The 14716-nt window shown below is 69.0% G+C and carries 16 protein-coding genes and 1 pseudogene; 11 read left to right on the top strand and 6 right to left on the bottom strand.

The genetic code is table 11. The features are described 5' to 3' along the window. Positions 1 to 48: 48 nt before the first annotated feature. Complete coding sequence (locus tag ACFWPS_RS10485; RefSeq protein ID WP_383703166.1) at positions 49 to 627, top strand: 2'-5' RNA ligase family protein; 579 nt, start codon at positions 49 to 51, stop codon at positions 625 to 627. 71 nt (positions 628 to 698) lie between these two features. Here the strand turns inward: ACFWPS_RS10485 and ACFWPS_RS10480 are convergent, their stop codons facing one another. Both ACFWPS_RS10480 and ACFWPS_RS10475 read right to left on the bottom strand, forming a co-directional pair. Further along, positions 699 to 1454 carry a decaprenylphospho-beta-D-erythro-pentofuranosid-2-ulose 2-reductase gene (locus tag ACFWPS_RS10480; RefSeq protein ID WP_383703164.1) on the bottom strand — a complete coding sequence of 252 codons (756 nt, stop codon included), beginning with the start codon at positions 1452 to 1454 and terminating at the stop codon, positions 699 to 701. 14 nt (positions 1455 to 1468) lie between these two features. Beyond that, entirely contained in the window at positions 1469 to 2860 is a 1392-nt protein-coding gene (locus tag ACFWPS_RS10475) for an FAD-binding protein (protein WP_383703162.1), read from the bottom strand. Positions 2861 to 3010: 150 nt separating this feature from the next. Between ACFWPS_RS10475 and ACFWPS_RS10470 the strand changes: the two genes are divergently transcribed. Genes ACFWPS_RS10470 through ACFWPS_RS10455 form a run of 4 tightly spaced genes read left to right on the top strand, consistent with a single transcriptional unit; the run spans position 3011 to position 5850 of the window. Beyond that, positions 3011 to 3511, top strand: coding sequence for a phosphatase PAP2 family protein (locus tag ACFWPS_RS10470; RefSeq protein WP_383703160.1), 501 nt, complete (start codon positions 3011 to 3013; stop codon positions 3509 to 3511). A gap of 52 nt (positions 3512 to 3563) precedes the next feature. Next, positions 3564 to 4535, top strand: a complete 972-nt coding sequence (locus tag ACFWPS_RS10465) for a decaprenyl-phosphate phosphoribosyltransferase (RefSeq protein ID WP_383703341.1) — start codon at positions 3564 to 3566, stop codon at positions 4533 to 4535. Next, a complete protein-coding gene (locus ACFWPS_RS10460; protein ID WP_383703158.1) occupies positions 4532 to 4957 on the top strand; it encodes a GtrA family protein in 426 nt (141 codons plus the stop codon). The genes ACFWPS_RS10465 and ACFWPS_RS10460 overlap by 4 nt, the downstream gene beginning before the upstream one ends. After that, entirely contained in the window at positions 4945 to 5850 is a 906-nt protein-coding gene (locus tag ACFWPS_RS10455) for a YihY/virulence factor BrkB family protein (RefSeq protein ID WP_383703156.1), read from the top strand. Before ACFWPS_RS10460 ends, ACFWPS_RS10455 begins: the two co-directional genes overlap by 13 nt. On the opposite strand, the gene ACFWPS_RS10450 is transcribed toward ACFWPS_RS10455, so the two are convergent. Next, positions 5798 to 7060: a D-alanyl-D-alanine carboxypeptidase gene (locus tag ACFWPS_RS10450; protein ID WP_383703154.1), complete on the bottom strand. Its 1263-nt coding sequence runs from the start codon at positions 7058 to 7060 to the stop codon at positions 5798 to 5800. The genes ACFWPS_RS10455 and ACFWPS_RS10450 overlap by 53 nt on opposite strands. 91 nt (positions 7061 to 7151) lie before the next feature. Here ACFWPS_RS10450 and ACFWPS_RS10445 point away from each other — a divergent pair, with 91 nt between their 5' ends. The 3 genes from ACFWPS_RS10445 to ACFWPS_RS10435 all read left to right on the top strand — a co-directional run bounded on the left by ACFWPS_RS10445 (position 7152) and on the right by ACFWPS_RS10435 (position 8746). Continuing rightward, positions 7152 to 7391 (top strand): SCO4848 family membrane protein, encoded by a 240-nt coding sequence (locus ACFWPS_RS10445; protein WP_383703152.1) that lies wholly within the window; start codon positions 7152 to 7154, stop codon positions 7389 to 7391. 254 nt (positions 7392 to 7645) lie between these two features. Then, the gene (locus ACFWPS_RS10440; RefSeq protein ID WP_383703150.1) at positions 7646 to 8185 is read left to right on the top strand and encodes a hypothetical protein; all 540 of its coding nucleotides are present in this window, start codon (positions 7646 to 7648) and stop codon (positions 8183 to 8185) included. A 333-nt stretch (positions 8186 to 8518) separates the two neighbouring features. Beyond that, positions 8519 to 8746: a hypothetical protein gene (locus tag ACFWPS_RS10435; RefSeq protein ID WP_383703148.1), complete on the top strand. Its 228-nt coding sequence runs from the start codon at positions 8519 to 8521 to the stop codon at positions 8744 to 8746. 241 nt (positions 8747 to 8987) lie between these two features. Here ACFWPS_RS10435 and ACFWPS_RS10430 read toward each other — a convergent pair whose 3' ends face one another. Together ACFWPS_RS10430 and ACFWPS_RS10425 are read right to left on the bottom strand one after the other, a co-directional pair. Next, on the bottom strand, positions 8988 to 9320 hold the full coding sequence (locus ACFWPS_RS10430; protein WP_383703146.1) for a hypothetical protein: 333 nt from the start codon (positions 9318 to 9320) through the stop codon (positions 8988 to 8990). Beyond that, positions 9317 to 9457, bottom strand: a complete 141-nt coding sequence (locus ACFWPS_RS10425; protein ID WP_383703144.1) for a hypothetical protein — start codon at positions 9455 to 9457, stop codon at positions 9317 to 9319. Before ACFWPS_RS10425 ends, ACFWPS_RS10430 begins: the two co-directional genes overlap by 4 nt. Before the next feature lie 274 nt (positions 9458 to 9731). Here ACFWPS_RS10425 and ACFWPS_RS10420 point away from each other — a divergent pair. Next, a pseudogene (locus ACFWPS_RS10420) lies at positions 9732 to 9989 on the top strand (transposase); the annotation flags it as partial. Between the two features lie 302 nt (positions 9990 to 10291). Continuing rightward, entirely contained in the window at positions 10292 to 11293 is a 1002-nt protein-coding gene (locus ACFWPS_RS10415; RefSeq protein ID WP_383703142.1) for a chitinase, read from the top strand. 355 nt (positions 11294 to 11648) lie between these two features. Here ACFWPS_RS10415 and ACFWPS_RS10410 read toward each other — a convergent pair whose 3' ends face one another. Further along, positions 11649 to 12278, bottom strand: a complete 630-nt coding sequence (locus tag ACFWPS_RS10410) for a DUF6082 family protein (protein WP_383703140.1) — start codon at positions 12276 to 12278, stop codon at positions 11649 to 11651. An 859-nt stretch (positions 12279 to 13137) separates the two neighbouring features. Here ACFWPS_RS10410 and ACFWPS_RS10405 point away from each other — a divergent pair. After that, positions 13138 to 14694 carry an ABC transporter substrate-binding protein gene (locus ACFWPS_RS10405; protein ID WP_383703138.1) on the top strand — a complete coding sequence of 519 codons (1557 nt, stop codon included), beginning with the start codon at positions 13138 to 13140 and terminating at the stop codon, positions 14692 to 14694. Positions 14695 to 14716: the final 22 nt, after the last annotated feature.

Here is a 14716-nt window from a genome sequence, read left to right as displayed (position 1 = left end):
GGTACGAACCCGACATGCGTCCGCCCACCACGACCGACGGGAGATGACGTGGGGACCGTAACGATCGGCGTGTCGATCGCGGTCCCGGAGCCGCATGGCAGCCTGCTCCAGGAGCGGCGCGCGGGCTTCGGCGACGCCGCGGCCCACGGCATCCCCACACACGTCACGCTGTTGCCTCCGGCGGAGATCGCCGAAGGGTCGCTGGCCGCTGTGGAAGCCCACCTGAGCGAGGTCGCCGCGGCCGGCCGGCCGTTCCCGATGCGGCTCTGCGGTACGGGTACGTTCCGGCCGCTGTCGCCGGTGGTGTACGTCCGGGTGGTCCAGGGCGCGGACGACTGCGCCTGGCTGCAGGAGCGGGTCCGGGACGAGGCGGGGCCGCTCGCCAGGGAGCTGCAGTTCCCGTACCACCCGCATGTGACGGTCGCTCATGGGATCGACGAGGCCGCGATGGACCGGGCGTTCGCCGAGCTGGCGGACTTCCAGGCCGAGTGGCCGTGTAGGGGGTTCGCGTTGTACGAGCAGGGGGCGGACGGGGTGTGGCGGAAGCTGCGTGACTACGTCTTCGGGGGCTCTGTTGTTCCGCCTCAGGTGGGGCATGTGGAGCGAGGGTCCATCGCCAGTCGGTAGTCCGCGGGTGCGTGGGGGCTGGTCGCGCAGTTCCCCGCGCCCCTGAAGGGGCGCGTCTCAGTGGGCCGGTGTCAAATCGGAAGCCGTCGGAAGACCGACCGCGGCGCGTGCCGTAGCGCCGACATCACCACCCTCAACGCCCCCGGCACCCACACCACCTCCGAGCGCCTGCGCAGGCCGATCTCGATCGCCGTCGCCACCGCTTCCGGGGTGGTGGCGAGGGGCGCTTCTTCCAGCCCCTTTGTCATCTTCGACCGCACGAACCCCGGCCGTACGACCATGACGTGCACGCCCGTGCCGTGCAGGGCGTCGCCCAGGCCCTGGGTGAACGCGTCCAGGCCCGCCTTGCTGGAGCCGTAGATGAAGTTGGAGCGGCGGGCCCGTTCCCCGGCGACCGAGGAGAGGACCACCAGGGAGCCGTGGCCCTGGGTCTGCAGGGCCCGTGCGCTGACCAGGCCCGCCGAGACGGCGCCGGTGTAGTTGGTCTGGGCGACGCGCACGGCGTTCACCGGCTCGCGTTCGTCGGTCGCCTGGTCGCCGAGGATGCCGAAGGCGAGCAGGACCAGGTCGACGTCGCCGTTGGCGAAGACCTTGCCGAGGGCCGCCTCGTGGGACTCGGGGTCCAGCGCGTCGAAGGGGACGGTGTGCACGTCGGGGCCGAGGGCGCGCAGCTGCTCGGCGGCCTGTTCGAGTGCGGGGGAGGGGCGGCCCGCCAGCCAGACCGTGCGGGTGCGGCGGGCGATCAGCCGGCGCGCGGTGGCCAGCGCGATCTCCGACGTACCGCCGAGGACGAGCAGGGACTGGGGCATTCCGAAGGCGTCCTTCACTGCAACTCCTGGGGCTAGAGACCGAGGCGGCGGGACAGGTCGGAGACGAAGACCCCGCGCGGGTCCAACTCGGCGCGCAGGGAACGGAATTCGTCGAGGCGGGGGTACATCGCGGTGAGCAGCTCGGGGCGGAGCCGGGCGTCCTTGGCGAGGTAGACGCGGCCGCCGGCGCCCGCGACCTCCTCGTCCAGTTCGTCGAGGAAGGCGGAGAGGCCGGGCAGCGCGGCGGGGATGTCGAGGGCGAGGGTCCAGCCGGGCACGGGGAAGGAGAGCCAGCCGGGGTCGGCTTCGCCGAAGCGTTTGAGGACGGCGAGGAAGGACGGGCAGCGGCGTTCGGAGATGCGGGCCACGATCCGGCGCAGGGCGGCCTCCTGGCCGTGTCCGACGGCGAACTGGTACTGGACGAAGCCGGCCCGGCCGTAGACGCGGTTCCAGTGCGGGACGCCGTCCAGGGGGTGGAAGAACGCGGAGATGGGCTGGAGTTGGCCGACGCGGGCGCGGGGGGCCTTGCGGTACCAGAGCTCGTTGAAGAGGCCGACGGTGGTGCGGCCCAGGAGGCCGTCGGGGACGTGGGCGGGGGCGGGTGGGAGGCTGCGGGGGCGGAAGGCGAGGGGGGCGCGCCCGGCGCGGGTGCCCTTGCCGAGTGCTTCCCGGGGCGCGTGGTCGCCGCGGGTGAGCACCGCGCGCCCGGTCGCCGCCCCGCGCGCGAGCAGGTCGATCCAGGCGACCGAGTAGCGGTAGCGGTGGTCGGCGGCGGTCAGCCGGGCCATCAGGTCGTCGAGGTCGGTGGCGCGTTCGGTGTCGACGGACATGTACGACGTCTCGACGGGGAGGAGGCGGACGGTCGCCGTGAGGATCACTCCGGTCAGACCCATGCCGCCGGCCGTCGCGTCGAACAGCGGGGTGCCGCGGCTCACCGTGCGGACCTGGCCGTCGGCGGTGAGGAGTTCGAAGGACAGCACGTGACGGGAGAACGATCCCGAGACATGGTGGTTCTTGCCGTGGATGTCGGCGCCGATCGCGCCGCCCACCGTCACCTGGCGGGTCCCCGGGGTCACCGGGACGAACCAGCCGAGCGGCAGCAGCACCTCCATCAGGCGGTGCAACGAGACCCCGGCGTCGCACAGCACGGTGCCGCCGTCCGCGTCGATGGCGTGGATGCGGTCGAGGCCCGTCATGTCGAGCACGGCACCGCCGGCGTTCTGCGCCGCGTCGCCGTAGGCCCGCCCGAGGCCCCGCGCGATACCGCCGCGCGCCCCGCAGGTCCGGATCGCGTTCGCCGCCTCCTGGTAGGTCCGGGGGCGGATCAGGCGGGCGGCGGTGGGGGCGGTGCGGCCCCAGCCGGTGACGGGGACGGTCGTCTCGGGCGCGGCGGGACCTGCGGGGCCTTCAGGCTTTCCAGGCATGGGGACGACCGTATCGCTGCCGTATGGGTGTTATGGGAGCTATAGGGGATTGGTTAAGGAAGATCACCCGACTCCTCGAAATGGGTGATTATCGGAATGTCGCTCAATATGGTCGTAACTTTGGTGGGGCGAGGGTGAACAGTGAGTCCAATGGACGACATGGACCACCGGATCCTCTCCGCACTGCACGCCTGCGGCGCCGATCCACGCGTCGCGTCGGCCGCGCGCGGTCTCTCCCTCGCCGGTGAGCACGGCGCGCTCTGGCTCGCGGCGGGCCTCGCCGGGGCCGCCGTGGACGGCGCGCGGCGCGGCGCCTGGTTGCGCGGCACAGTGCTCGTGGCCGGTGCGCACCTCGGCAGCATGGGCGTCAAACGGGTCGTGCGCCGGGCGCGCCCCGCACATGTCCGGCCCCGGATGCGCACCGCGGGCGGGCACTCCTTCCCCAGCTCGCACGCCACCTCCGCCACGGCCGCCGCCGTCGCCTTCGGGGCGCTCGGCGTGCCCGCCCTCGGGCCCCTCGCCACCGCCATGTGCCTGTCCCGGCTGGTCGTCGGCGTGCACTTCCCGACGGACGTGGCGGCGGGCGCGGCCCTGGGGGCGCTCACGGCCCGTGCCGGGGCGCGCTGGATGAGCGGAGGCGGGCGTGACTGAGACCGCGCACGCCGCGGCGGAGGGCGTTGCCGAATCGACGCTGGCGAAGGGGCTGGCCGAGGGCGCTGCTGAAACGACTCTGCACGAGCAGCGCGCCCGCTCCGCCCGGCCGCCCGCGCCACCCCGGGCCCCCGTCACCGTCCCCGGCGTCCTCCGCGGCCTGCTGAAGACCACCCGCCCCAAGCAGTGGGTCAAGAACACCCTCGTCATCGCCGCCCCGGCCGCCGCCGGCCGGCTGTTCTCCGGGCCCGCCCTCGCCCGCCTCACCCTCACCTTCGCCCTCTTCACGGCCTGCGCGGCCGCCGTCTACCTGATCAACGACGCCCGGGACGCCGAGGCCGACCGCGCCCACCCCGTCAAGTGCCGCCGCCCGGTCGCCGCCGGGCAGGTCCCGGTCCCCGTCGCCTACGCCGTGGGCGGCGTCCTCACGGTCCTGGGCCCCCTGCTCGCGGTCCGGCTGACCCCGCCCCTGGTCCCCGTCCTGCTGACCGCCTACCTGGGCATGCAACTGGCGTACTGCGTCGCCCTGAAGCACGTCCTCGTCGTCGACCTCGTCGTCGTCACCACCGGCTTCCTGATGCGGGCGATGATCGGCGGGGTCGCCCTCGGTATCCCGCTGTCCCGCTGGTTCCTGATCACCACCGGCTTCGGCGCGCTCTTCATGGTGTCGGCCAAGCGCTACTCCGAGGCCGTGCAGATGGCCGGGAAGGCGGGCGCCACCCGAGCGCTGCTCACCGAGTACACCACCGGCTACCTCCGCTTCGTCTGGCAGCTGGCCGCCGGAGTCGCCGTCCTCGCCTACTGCCTGTGGGCCCTGGAAGGCCACCGCGGGCCCGCCGCCGGCCTGCTGCCCTGGCGCCAGCTGTCCATGGTCGCCTTCATCCTGGCGATCCTGCGGTACGCCGTCTTCGCCGACCGGGGCACCGCCGGCGAACCCGAGGACGTCGTCCTGCGCGACCGCGCCCTCGCCCTGATCGGCCTGGCCTGGCTGGCGATGTACGGCCTCGCCGTGGCCCACTGGTGACCGCGCACCCGCGCGAGCTGATCGGCTTCGCGACCGTCGGCCTGCTCGCCTACGCCGCCGACCTCGGCCTCTTCAGCTGGCTGCGCGGCCCGGCCGCCCTCGACCCGCTCACCGCCAAGTCCCTGTCCTTCGTGGCGGGCTGCACGGTCGCCTACCTCGGCAACGCCTGCGGCACCTACCGTCACGCGCGGGCGACCGGGATGCGCCCCTACGCCGTCTTCGTCGCCGTGAACCTCGCCGGCGCCCTGGTCCAGTTGCTCTGCCTCGCCGTCAGCCACTACGGTCTCGGCCTCACCTCACAGCGCGCCGACACCGTGTCCGGCGCGGTCGTCGGCATGGCGCTGGCCACGATCCTGCGCTTCTGGGGTACCCGCACATTGGTGTTCCGCGGAGAGGGCAGAGTCGGATCATGGACTGGCTGAGAAGACTCCCCGTCGTCGGCCCCTTCGTGGGCTGGCTCATGACCACCCACGTGTGGCGGTCGTACGAGCGGCTCGACCGGGTGAAGTGGTCACGGCTGGCCGCCGCCATGACCTTCATCAGCTTCATCTCGATCTTCCCGCTGCTGACCGTGGGCGCCGCGATCGGGGCCGCCACGCTCAGCGAGTCCCGGCAGCAGGAACTCCAGAACAAGATCGCCGACCAGGTGCCCGGCATCTCCGACCAGCTGGACATCCACTCCCTGGTCCAGAACGCCGGCACGGTCGGCCTGATCGCCGGTGCCGTCCTGCTGTTCACCGGCATCAACTGGGTCGGCCAGATGCGGGACTGCCTGCGCGCGGTGTGGCAGCTGCCCGACAGGGACCAGAACCCGATCCTGGCCAAGGCCAAGGACGGCGTCATCCTGATCGGCTTCGGCGGCGCGGTGCTCGTCACGCTCGCCGTGTCCACCATCGCCTCGGCGGCGGTCGGCTGGGCCGCCGGGCAGCTCGGCATAGCCGAACACAGCTGGGGCAGCCTCCTGCTCCGTACCGCCGCGTTCGTCGTCGCCGTGACGGCCGACTTCCTGCTCCTGCTCTACGTCCTGACCCTGCTGCCCGGCGTCGAACCACCGCGCCGCCGCCTGCTGGTCGCGGCCCTGATCGGCGCCGTCGGCTTCGAACTCCTCAAGCTCCTGCTCAGCGGCTACATCCAGGGCGTCGCCGGAAAGAGCATGTACGGCGCGTTCGGCGTCCCGGTGGCCCTGCTGCTGTGGATCAACTTCACGGCCAGGATCGTCCTGTACTGCGCCGCCTGGACGGCGGAGGAGAGCAGCACCGAGTTCAGGGACGAGTCCGTCGGCGCACCAGATCCGGCAGCGGCCAACGGCGGTTGACCAGGAACGCCGCGCCCAGCAGCAGCACCAGCGCCCCGCCCGCGATCGCCAGCGCGACCCCGATCCCGCCGGAACCCTCGGCGGAGGCGGCGGCCACGGGCTTCGAGCTCGCGCCGCCGTCCTTCCCGACGGCGGAGGCCTGCGGATCGGCACTGGAACCCACGGCCCCCTTGGGCGGCACCAGCTCACCCACCGGAGTCACCTTGCCGGCCGCCTGGAAACCCCAGTCGAACAGCTTGGCGGTCTCCTTGTAGACCTCGTTGTGCTCCTTCTTCTCCGGGTTCATCACGGTGACCAGCAGCACCCTGCCGTCGCGCTCGGCGACCCCGGTGAAGGTGGCGCCCGCGTTGGTGGTGTTGCCGTTCTTCACCCCCGCGATGCCCTGGTACACGGGGACGTCGGTGTCACCGCTCAACAGCCGGTTGGTGTTCTGGATCTCGAAGGATCCGCGGACCGACTTGCCCTTCGCGTTCTTCGTCGTGTCGCCCGGGAAACTGGCCCGCACGGTCGAGCAGTACTCCCGGAAGTCCTTCTTCTGCAGTCCGGAACGCGCGAACAGCGACAGGTCGTACGCCGACGACACCTGCCCCGGCTGGTCGTACCCGTCCGGCGTCACCACATGGGTGTCCAGCGCCTGCAACCCGTCGGCGTGGTCCTGCATGTCCCGGACGGTCTGCTCGACCCCGCCGTTCATCGCGGACAGCACATGCACGGCATCGTTGCCGGAGCGCAGGAACACGCCGAGCCAGAGGTCGTGGACCGTGTAGGTCTGGCCCTCCTTTATCCCGACCATGCTGGAACCGGCGCCGATGCCCGCGAGGTCGGTCGGCACCACCTTGTGCGGGGTGGACCTCGGGAACCGGGGCAGCACGGTGTCCGCGAACAGCATCTTCAGGGTGCTCGCCGGAGGCAGCCGCCAGTGCGCGTTGTGCGCGGCGAGCACCTCGCCCGACTCGGCGTCGGAGACGATCCAGGAACGCCCTGTGATGTCCTTCGGCAGCACCGGCACCCCGGCGGCCAGGTTCACCTGGGTACCGGGCTGCCCCAGCCGGGTACCGCCCACCGTCGACATGTCCGCCGGGGGAGTGGCCGACGGAGTCGTCGAGGGGGTCGGCGCGGCGAGCGCGGCCGGCGTGGTGAGCGACAGGGACATCAGGGCGGCGGAGGTGACCAGCAGCACACGGCTGGCCTTCGGCTTCGGAGCGGACACGGACGAGAACGTACCTGTCCCGGAGACCGAAGTCCCATCACCGACCCCACCCCGGAGCCGGAACCGGACAGCGGCCGGAGATACTGAACCCATGAAGCTCAGCCGTCCGGTCTCCTGGTTCCTGCTCGTGTTCGGGGTGTGGAGCTGGTTCATCTGGATCACTTTCGTCAAGAACCTCGTCAAGGACGGCAGCGGACTCGCCTTCGACGACGGCCGTCCCACGGCGTACTTCTGGGTCCACCTGACGCTGGCCGTCGTGTCCTTCGTATTGGGGACGGTCATCGGGGTCATCGGGTTGCGCGGCGTACGCGCACTGCGTCACACGTCATAGCAACGGCAGAGGCAGAGGCACGGCAGGGTGATCATCGTCTTGGGGTTCCTCGCCCTGGCCGTGGTGACGGCCCTGTTCGCGGAGGTGGGCCACGCGCCGTTCACCCTCCAGCGCACCCTCGCCCGGCCGGGCTTCCTGTGGCTGGTCCTGTCCCTGCGGGGAGGCGGGTTCGTCAGTTTCAAGATCCACGGCCCGGCAAGTGATCAGGCGAGTTCTCCAGAGCGCCGGCTGCGCTGCGTGAGGGGTGGGGTTCGATGGAGCAGTCGCAGGTCGAGACCATGCCGTCGGAGCGCATCCGTTACCGGTTGACGCCTCTCCAAAGTCTGCCGTCCGTGGCGCCCGCCATCATCATCACGGCTGTCCAGGTCTTGTTCTGGCTGGACGACGGACCGTTTGGTCCTGTAATTGCCTCGTTGCTCATGTGGGGTGTCCTGTTGCCCGTGGTGCTGGTCACTTCGCGGCGCCTCGGGGTCACTCTCACGCCGTCGGCGGCCATCGTGCACAACCTCCGCCGCAGGACCGTCCCGTGGTCGAACGTCCAAGCCATCCAGATCGAGTCACTCCTCGGAAGCCGGACCGTCGTGATCTACGAAGCGGGCGGCCGCTGTACTCGCCTGCGGGCGCCGATCACCGGGTTCCTCAGCTGGGACCGCAGCTTCGAGGAGAAGTTCCACACCATCGGTAGATGGTGGCTGGATCACCGCGGCCCGGACTGGGCTCCTGTCCCGCCGCCGGGGGCGTGGTGGCGTGGCCAACCGGCGCCCGACGGGAACCCCTACGCCCCTCCCTCGTAGTCAGCAGCTGATCCACGCGCCCTCCGGGCGGCGGAGCTTCCATCATCGGGCCAAGCCACGGAGCGCCGGCCATAGCTGGAACAGCGTCCCGTGCCGGACACAGACTTGAAGGTCCGGCGGCACAGGCCCGTGTCAGGCCGCACCCGCTTTCCTCCTTGACCCGCCACTCACCCCAGCACCCATCCCGTCTGCTGTCGGCCGTGTCTGCTCGGCTCTGCAAGCACGGTCACTCTCTCGGCCATGCGGGGGACCGCCCCCGTTGTCTTCGGCGCCTCCTGCGAAAATGCCGCGACGGTGACGCTGGTCATGAGGCGGGGCAGGGGGAGGAACGGCGTGCTTCTCGGGGTGCTCGCATTGATCGTGGGCGGCGTTTTCATCGTGGTGGCCTGTGGTTGTCGCGGCGTGGACGTCTGGGTGTGGGACTGGGCAGACGTGACCTTTTCGCCGCGTTACAGGACGCGATGGGGGACGCCCTGGAAGAGCCTCGAACGCATGAGAGTGCAGTTCGGATTCATGGGAGTCGGGTTGGTGATCCTCGGACTGGTGACCATGACGCGCTGACAGCGCGGTGGTAGGCGATCCCCTGCGCATCAGGTTCGCCGCCGCCTGCTCGCCGGTACTCGCGAACGGCGCCCCGCCGTCCCGGAGTCCGAGTTTCGGCAGGCTCGCAGGCTACGTACCTCCTAGTACTCCAGCAAGTCTCATCGAACCGACGGCCGCACACGAAGGTCGGCGGAGTCTCGACGACGCGGTCAGGCCGACGGTGCGTCGGAGTAATCGTCAATTCCTGTGGATCGTTGCGTCAGGGTAGCGGGTTGGCGCCTTCGATGACCTGCCACCCGGAGGCCAAGGTTCCCGTCTTCAGATGCTGAACGCCCTTTCCTCGGAGTGTCACGAAGGCGGTGAGGCCGGTGTCGAGTGCTGTCACCCGACGTCTGTAGACGACGGCCTGCGTCAGCGTCAGGTCGATCGCCTGGGCTGAACCGCTGAGCCGGTTGAAGCGGGCACCGCGGCGGACCGGTCCCCGCAGGCAGCGCACATTGACAGTGGCCTGTTCGAGGGATGCGACGATGACCCGGGCAATCTGCAGTTCTACGCTGCTTGCACGGCTGCCGGGGCCGGGGATCTCACTCACGCGGCTGCACCCTCTCGCTCGACCAGGACGCTGTTCTTGAACCGGGCATCCGAGCGGACCAGGGATTGGTTGACTTCCGCCTCCGAAACGGCGGTCGGCATGCGGTTGGCGCCCTCGCGGACGATCTCGTCGATCAAGGAGTCACACTGGGTGGAACCGTCGGCGGTGACTATGCTGAGCACAGGCGTGCCTTCCCGACCCGCGCTGCGAACGCGGGCCTACTCGGTGGCGATCACGTTCTGTGCTGTGATCTGCCGCAGCAACGCCGCGAACGGCCCGGATCGTTGGTGGATCACTCCGTCGAACGGGCGCACCTACCCGACCGGAAACCGAGCTTGAGAATACTCGCAGGCCTCATGCCCAAGTACAGTTCGGGGCTGTGGAGTTGACTGTGCTGTGCTGTGCTGTGCAGGACGAAGCCCTGTCGACCGGGGCAGGACGGGCAGCAGGCATCAGCTGATCACCGAGGCCACCGGCATCCCGCTCGCCCCCACCCTGACCGGCGGCAACCGAAACGACGTCACCCGGCTCAGCCCGCTACTCGAAGCCGTGCCGCCGGTGCGGGGCAAGCACGGTCAGCCTCGGCGCCCCCCGAACGTGGTGTTCGGTGACCGTGGCTACGACCACGACAGGTACCGCCGACTGGTCTGGGACCTCGGTGTGAAGCCGCCGCATCCTCCGCCTCGCCCTCCACTGGCCGGCACCACCCCGCCGGAGCCGGGGGAAGCCGGCGCCCACTCGACGCGACAGCCGGGCCCTGACACTGCCCACCACCAGCCCGACACCTCAACGAGGCGGCGGTCGGCGCTCGTTGCCGGGTCGATCGGCCACGGAAATTTACACGGCAGGCTTGACGACGGCATTGGTCTAGGCCTTACCGTAATGACGCTCGCCACTGTTCACGTGAACAGAAAATGTTCAGATACGTGATCTCTCTCGTCGGCTTGTGCCGCGCTGCATCTGGAGGACCCATGCGTCGAATCAGCAGATACGTGCTGGGCGTTGCCGCCACGGTCAGCACTACGGTCGCTGTCCTGGCCGCCCCGGCGTCTGCCGCCCCGGCCGCAGCCAACCCGGGCCCGGGCTTCCCTGCCCGGTACTCGGCGCCTTACGCGGAAACTTGGAACTCCCCGTCGGCTCTCACCAACGCCCGCAACGCCACGGGGCAGAAGTACTTCACCTTGGCGTTCGTCATCGCCGGGAGCGGGTGCAACGCAACCTTCAATGGCGACACGTCCATCACCGACGCCTCCTGGACCTCCGCCGTCAACTCGCTGCGCGCGGCAGGCGGAGACGTCATCGTCTCCTTCGGAGGTGCTTCAGGGACGGAACTGGGTGCTGCCTGTACCTCGGTCTCCTCTCTCAAAGCCCAGTACAAGCGGGTGGTGGACAGCCTCAACCTCACCCGCATCGACCTCGACATCGAAGGCTCGACACTCGACAACACCGCTGCCAACGACCGGCGGAACAAGGCTCTCGCGCAGTTGCAGAGCGACTACGCAGCAGCGGGACGCCGTCTCGACGTCCAATACACGCTCCCCGTCAATCCCACCGGCCTGGAGCAGAACGCCATCTCGCTGCTCAACAACGCGAAGAGCAACGCGCTGACCGTGAACCTCGTCAACATCATGACGATGGACTACGGATCGGCCATGGACATGGGCAAGGCCGCAACCGATGCGGCAACTGCTCTGCACACCCAACTCGGCAAGATCTGGACGACCAAGACCTCCGCACAGCTGTGGGCCATGGAAGGAAACACTCCGATGATCGGGGTCAACGACACCCAGTCGGAGGTGTTCAGCACCGCCAACGCGTCCACGCTCGCCAACTTCGCAGCCTCCAAAGGCATCCAGGAGCTCTCCTTCTGGTCATTGGGCCGGGACAAGGCCTGCGCGACCAACGGACAGCTCTCGGACAGCTGCAGTGGCACCTCCCAGAGCGCATACCAGTTCACCCGGACCCTCCGATGACCCGCGGCTCACCGGCCCCTCGGAAGCCGTAACTCAACCGATCTTGGAACGGGCGGGTCGAACGGAGTTCCCGGGCGCCTGAGCCCGCCCGTTTCGACCCGCCCGCCGTGTCGTGCGATCACCCCTCGTCGCACGGATCTGCCGTACGTGACCTTGACTCGTCCGTATGGTCTGGGCGGGGTACGCAGGGCGTCCGGAAGGTTTGGAGCCGTCGGCGGTCAGTTCCCGACCGGAAACCAAGCTTAAGAATGCTCGCAGTCCTCATGCCCAACTAGGGGCCGAGGGTTGAGGAGTTGGCTGTTGAGTGCTGCTTGCAGAGCCGGCGATTCGACCGCTCGTGCCGCCTAACCGATCTTCATTCTGGAGCGGTGAAGTAGGCCTCAGGAGACACGCCAGGCCCTGCAGTCTCAGCCTCTGCGTAGCTCTCATCGACGAGCTTGACGAAGTGAATCCTCCGGGCGTCACCCGAAGCTTCAACAACCTGGCGCCAGCTGGACGCGGTCTTCTCCCAGTGCGAACGAGCCACTGCTCCTTGAAAATGAAAGCCCAACGTGGCCCGGGCCTCTTGATCGCTCCACCTCTGTAGCAAGTAGTCCGAGTGCCAGTTACTGACAATCATGTTCGTGAAAATCAACCGTCGCATCTCGACCGACGACATGCCACTCACGGGCTCCCAGCACACAAGGAACTCCGGGTTGTCCAACGTGTACATCAGCAGTTCCCGATGCGACGACCGCCGTGACTCCTCATTGGCCATCTTCGTCTGCCGGGCCTGATAGGCCAGAGAAGCGGCTACGCCCAAGAGCGCGATGGCCGAAAGCGGAACCGACAGGGCACCGTATGTCTGACTGACATCACTCAGCCGGCCCCAATCGTTGTGAGTCGGCGCTGCTTGCTCAAGGGTCAATGGCGTTAGCAAGATCGCTGTCAACAGCCCTACGGCCACTGTGCTCCACAGCAACAGCTGTGTTCGTTGCGGCTTCACGCCGATTCCCCTCTACGTCTCGCTTGCTCCGTACGCATGATCCAGAGAAACGCGGCCCGCAGACAAGAGGCCAAGGCTCCCCCCAACCTCCCAGCTTCCATCCCGTCCGTCGTCGGCCCGCACATCGTGGAGCGGGCGTGGTTCATGGTGTCCAGGTGGAGCGCGCCACTGTACGAACGACCTGGACGCCATGGGCCGCGTCTGCTCGGCTCTGCCCGGGTCGATGGCAGGCGGGATGGGAGCGTCCTGCGCACGCCGCTGCCGGCTGGCGCTCGCGAACGGCGCCCCCGCCGTCTCGGAGCCTGAGCGCCCCCGTCTGAGGCTGGTTGTGGCGGCAGCCGCAGGTATGGACCGTGCGGTTCGGCGACTCGTTCGTATGGTCTTGGCAGGCTCGCAGGGCTACATGCCTCCTGCGCCAGTGGCGCACCGCGGCGAAGGGGCACGGGAAGGTTTGAAGCCGCCGGCGGTCAGGTCCCGACCGGAAACCACGAGCACTTCTCCGGCGCCCAGCAGTGGGTCGAGGAGGCGCGCACCCTCGGCCTGCACCCAGTTGTACGTCTCCCGGGGCGCCGGCGCCTGGGGTCCGCCCACCCGGGTGGGTGCCCCGTCGGACATCACGGTCATCGAACTGGCGTCGAAGCAGACCTGACCGAAACCGCCTGGCACTCGCTGTGGAGGAGCTGTGAAATCGGGCGGAAACATGCCCTGGGTAAGTTCTTCCTCATCTAGTCAGATCGCTCTTCCCCCACATGAAACACCTGTGATTAGGTGAGCCGCGTCACTTAGGGGAGTGGCATATGCGGAGGGCCTGGGTAGGGCCTGGAGCGGACCCGTGCTGGTCCTGGGGAGGGCACCGACCATGCGATCTGTTCGCATGCGTATTCTCGTGACGCTCGTCGTCCTGGCGGTCGTGGGAATCGGCGGCTGGCAGCTGTTGCCGTCGCAGGAGAACAAGAACAAGACAATTACCGTCGGCACGACCGACGCCGTCACCTCGCTCGACCCGGCCGGCGCCTACGACGCCGGTTCCTGGGCGTTGTTCAACAACGTCTTCCAGACGCTGCTGACCTTTGAGCCCGGCGGTGTCCAGCCGGTCCCGGACGCCGCCCAGAGCTGTGACTTCACGGACTCCGGCCTGCAGACGTACCGCTGCGTGGTGCGCGACGGGATCACCTTCCCGAGCGGCCGGGCGATGACCGCCGAGGACGTGAAGTACTCCTTCGACCGGGTCAAGAAGATCAACTCCGATGTCGGCCCGGCCTCCCTGCTCTCGACTCTCGGCTCGGTGACCGCCTCCGGCAAGACCGTCACCTTCCACCTGTCGTCCCCGGACGCGACGTTCCCGTTCAAGCTGGCCACCGGCGCCGGCGCGATCGTCGACAAGGACAAGTACCCGGCGGACAAGCTGCGCACCGACAACTCGGTGGACGGCACCGGCCCGTACACCCTGACGTCGTACACGAAGGACAAGCAGGCAGCCCTGCGGCCCAACGGCAGCTACAAAGGTGAGCTGAGCGGCACCGGCCGTCCCGTCGAGCTGCGCTACTACGCCGACTCGGCCAAGCTAGCCAGTGCGTACAAGGCCAAGCAGATCGACGTGGCGACCCGGACGCTGCCGCCCGGCATGGTCTCCAAGCTCTCGCCGAGCGACCCCGACCAGCGCGTCCTGAAGGCGGACAGCTCCGAGACCCGCAACCTGTACCTGAACACCCGCAAGAGCTCGCCCCTGCACGACGTGCTGATCCGCCGGGCCATCGCCTGGCTGGTCAACCGCGAGGAGCTGGCCTCGACCGTGTACGACGGCACGGTGCAGCCGCTGTACTCGCTGATCCCGACCGGCCTCACCGGCCACACCACGTCCTTCTTCGACACCTACCCGACCCAGAGCGTCGCCAAGGCGAAGGCACTCCTGGAGGAGGCCGGCGTCAGCACCCCCGTCACCTTCTCCTTCGGCTACGGGATCGGCCACGGCGCGGGAGCCGAGGAGGCCGCCGCGCTGAAGAAGCAGCTGGAGGCGGGCGGCCTGTTCAAGGTCGACGTCAAGGGATACGAGTGGACCGACTTCCAGAAGTCGTGGGCCCAGGGGAAGATGGACGCCTGGGCGGTCGGCTGGGTCGCCGACTATCCCGACCCGGACACCTTCGGTGCCTCCCTCGTCGGCAGCGACTCCGTGATGAGCACCGGCTACAGCAACAAGGCCGTCGACCACCTCCTCCAGAACAGCCAGCAGTACGCCGACCGCAGCCGGGCCGAGCAGGACTTCCGCACCGTCCAGACGGACGTGGCGAACGACGTCCCGCTGATCCCGCTGTGGCAGCGCACCGACTACGTCCTCAGCAGCGAGGACGTGGGGGGAGCCCAGTACCTCACGGACAGCACGGGCATCTTCCGCCTGTGGAGTCTGAACTGGATCTGACGGGCGGACACCCGGCGCACAC

Origin of the sequence: Streptomyces sp. NPDC058457 (assembly GCF_042720695.1) — a bacterium.
GTDB lineage: Bacteria > Actinomycetota > Actinomycetes > Streptomycetales > Streptomycetaceae > Streptomyces.
The sequence above is the reverse complement of the archived record's forward strand: the minus strand, read 5'-3'. Positions and strand labels throughout refer to the sequence as shown.

Coding starts and splice junctions, on each gene's coding strand:
- ACFWPS_RS10445 (WP_383703152.1), top strand. CDS start 7,152: ATGAAGCTCAGCCGTCCGGTCTCCTGGTTCCTGCTCGTGTTCGGGGTG.
- ACFWPS_RS10415 (WP_383703142.1), top strand. CDS start 10,292: ATGCGTCGAATCAGCAGATACGTGCTGGGCGTTGCCGCCACGGTCAGC.
- ACFWPS_RS10440 (WP_383703150.1), top strand. CDS start 7,646: ATGGAGCAGTCGCAGGTCGAGACCATGCCGTCGGAGCGCATCCGTTAC.
- ACFWPS_RS10470 (WP_383703160.1), top strand. CDS start 3,011: ATGGACGACATGGACCACCGGATCCTCTCCGCACTGCACGCCTGCGGC.
- ACFWPS_RS10455 (WP_383703156.1), top strand. CDS start 4,945: ATGGACTGGCTGAGAAGACTCCCCGTCGTCGGCCCCTTCGTGGGCTGG.
- ACFWPS_RS10475 (WP_383703162.1), bottom strand. CDS start 2,860: ATGCCTGGAAAGCCTGAAGGCCCCGCAGGTCCCGCCGCGCCCGAGACG.
- ACFWPS_RS10405 (WP_383703138.1), top strand. CDS start 13,138: ATGCGATCTGTTCGCATGCGTATTCTCGTGACGCTCGTCGTCCTGGCG.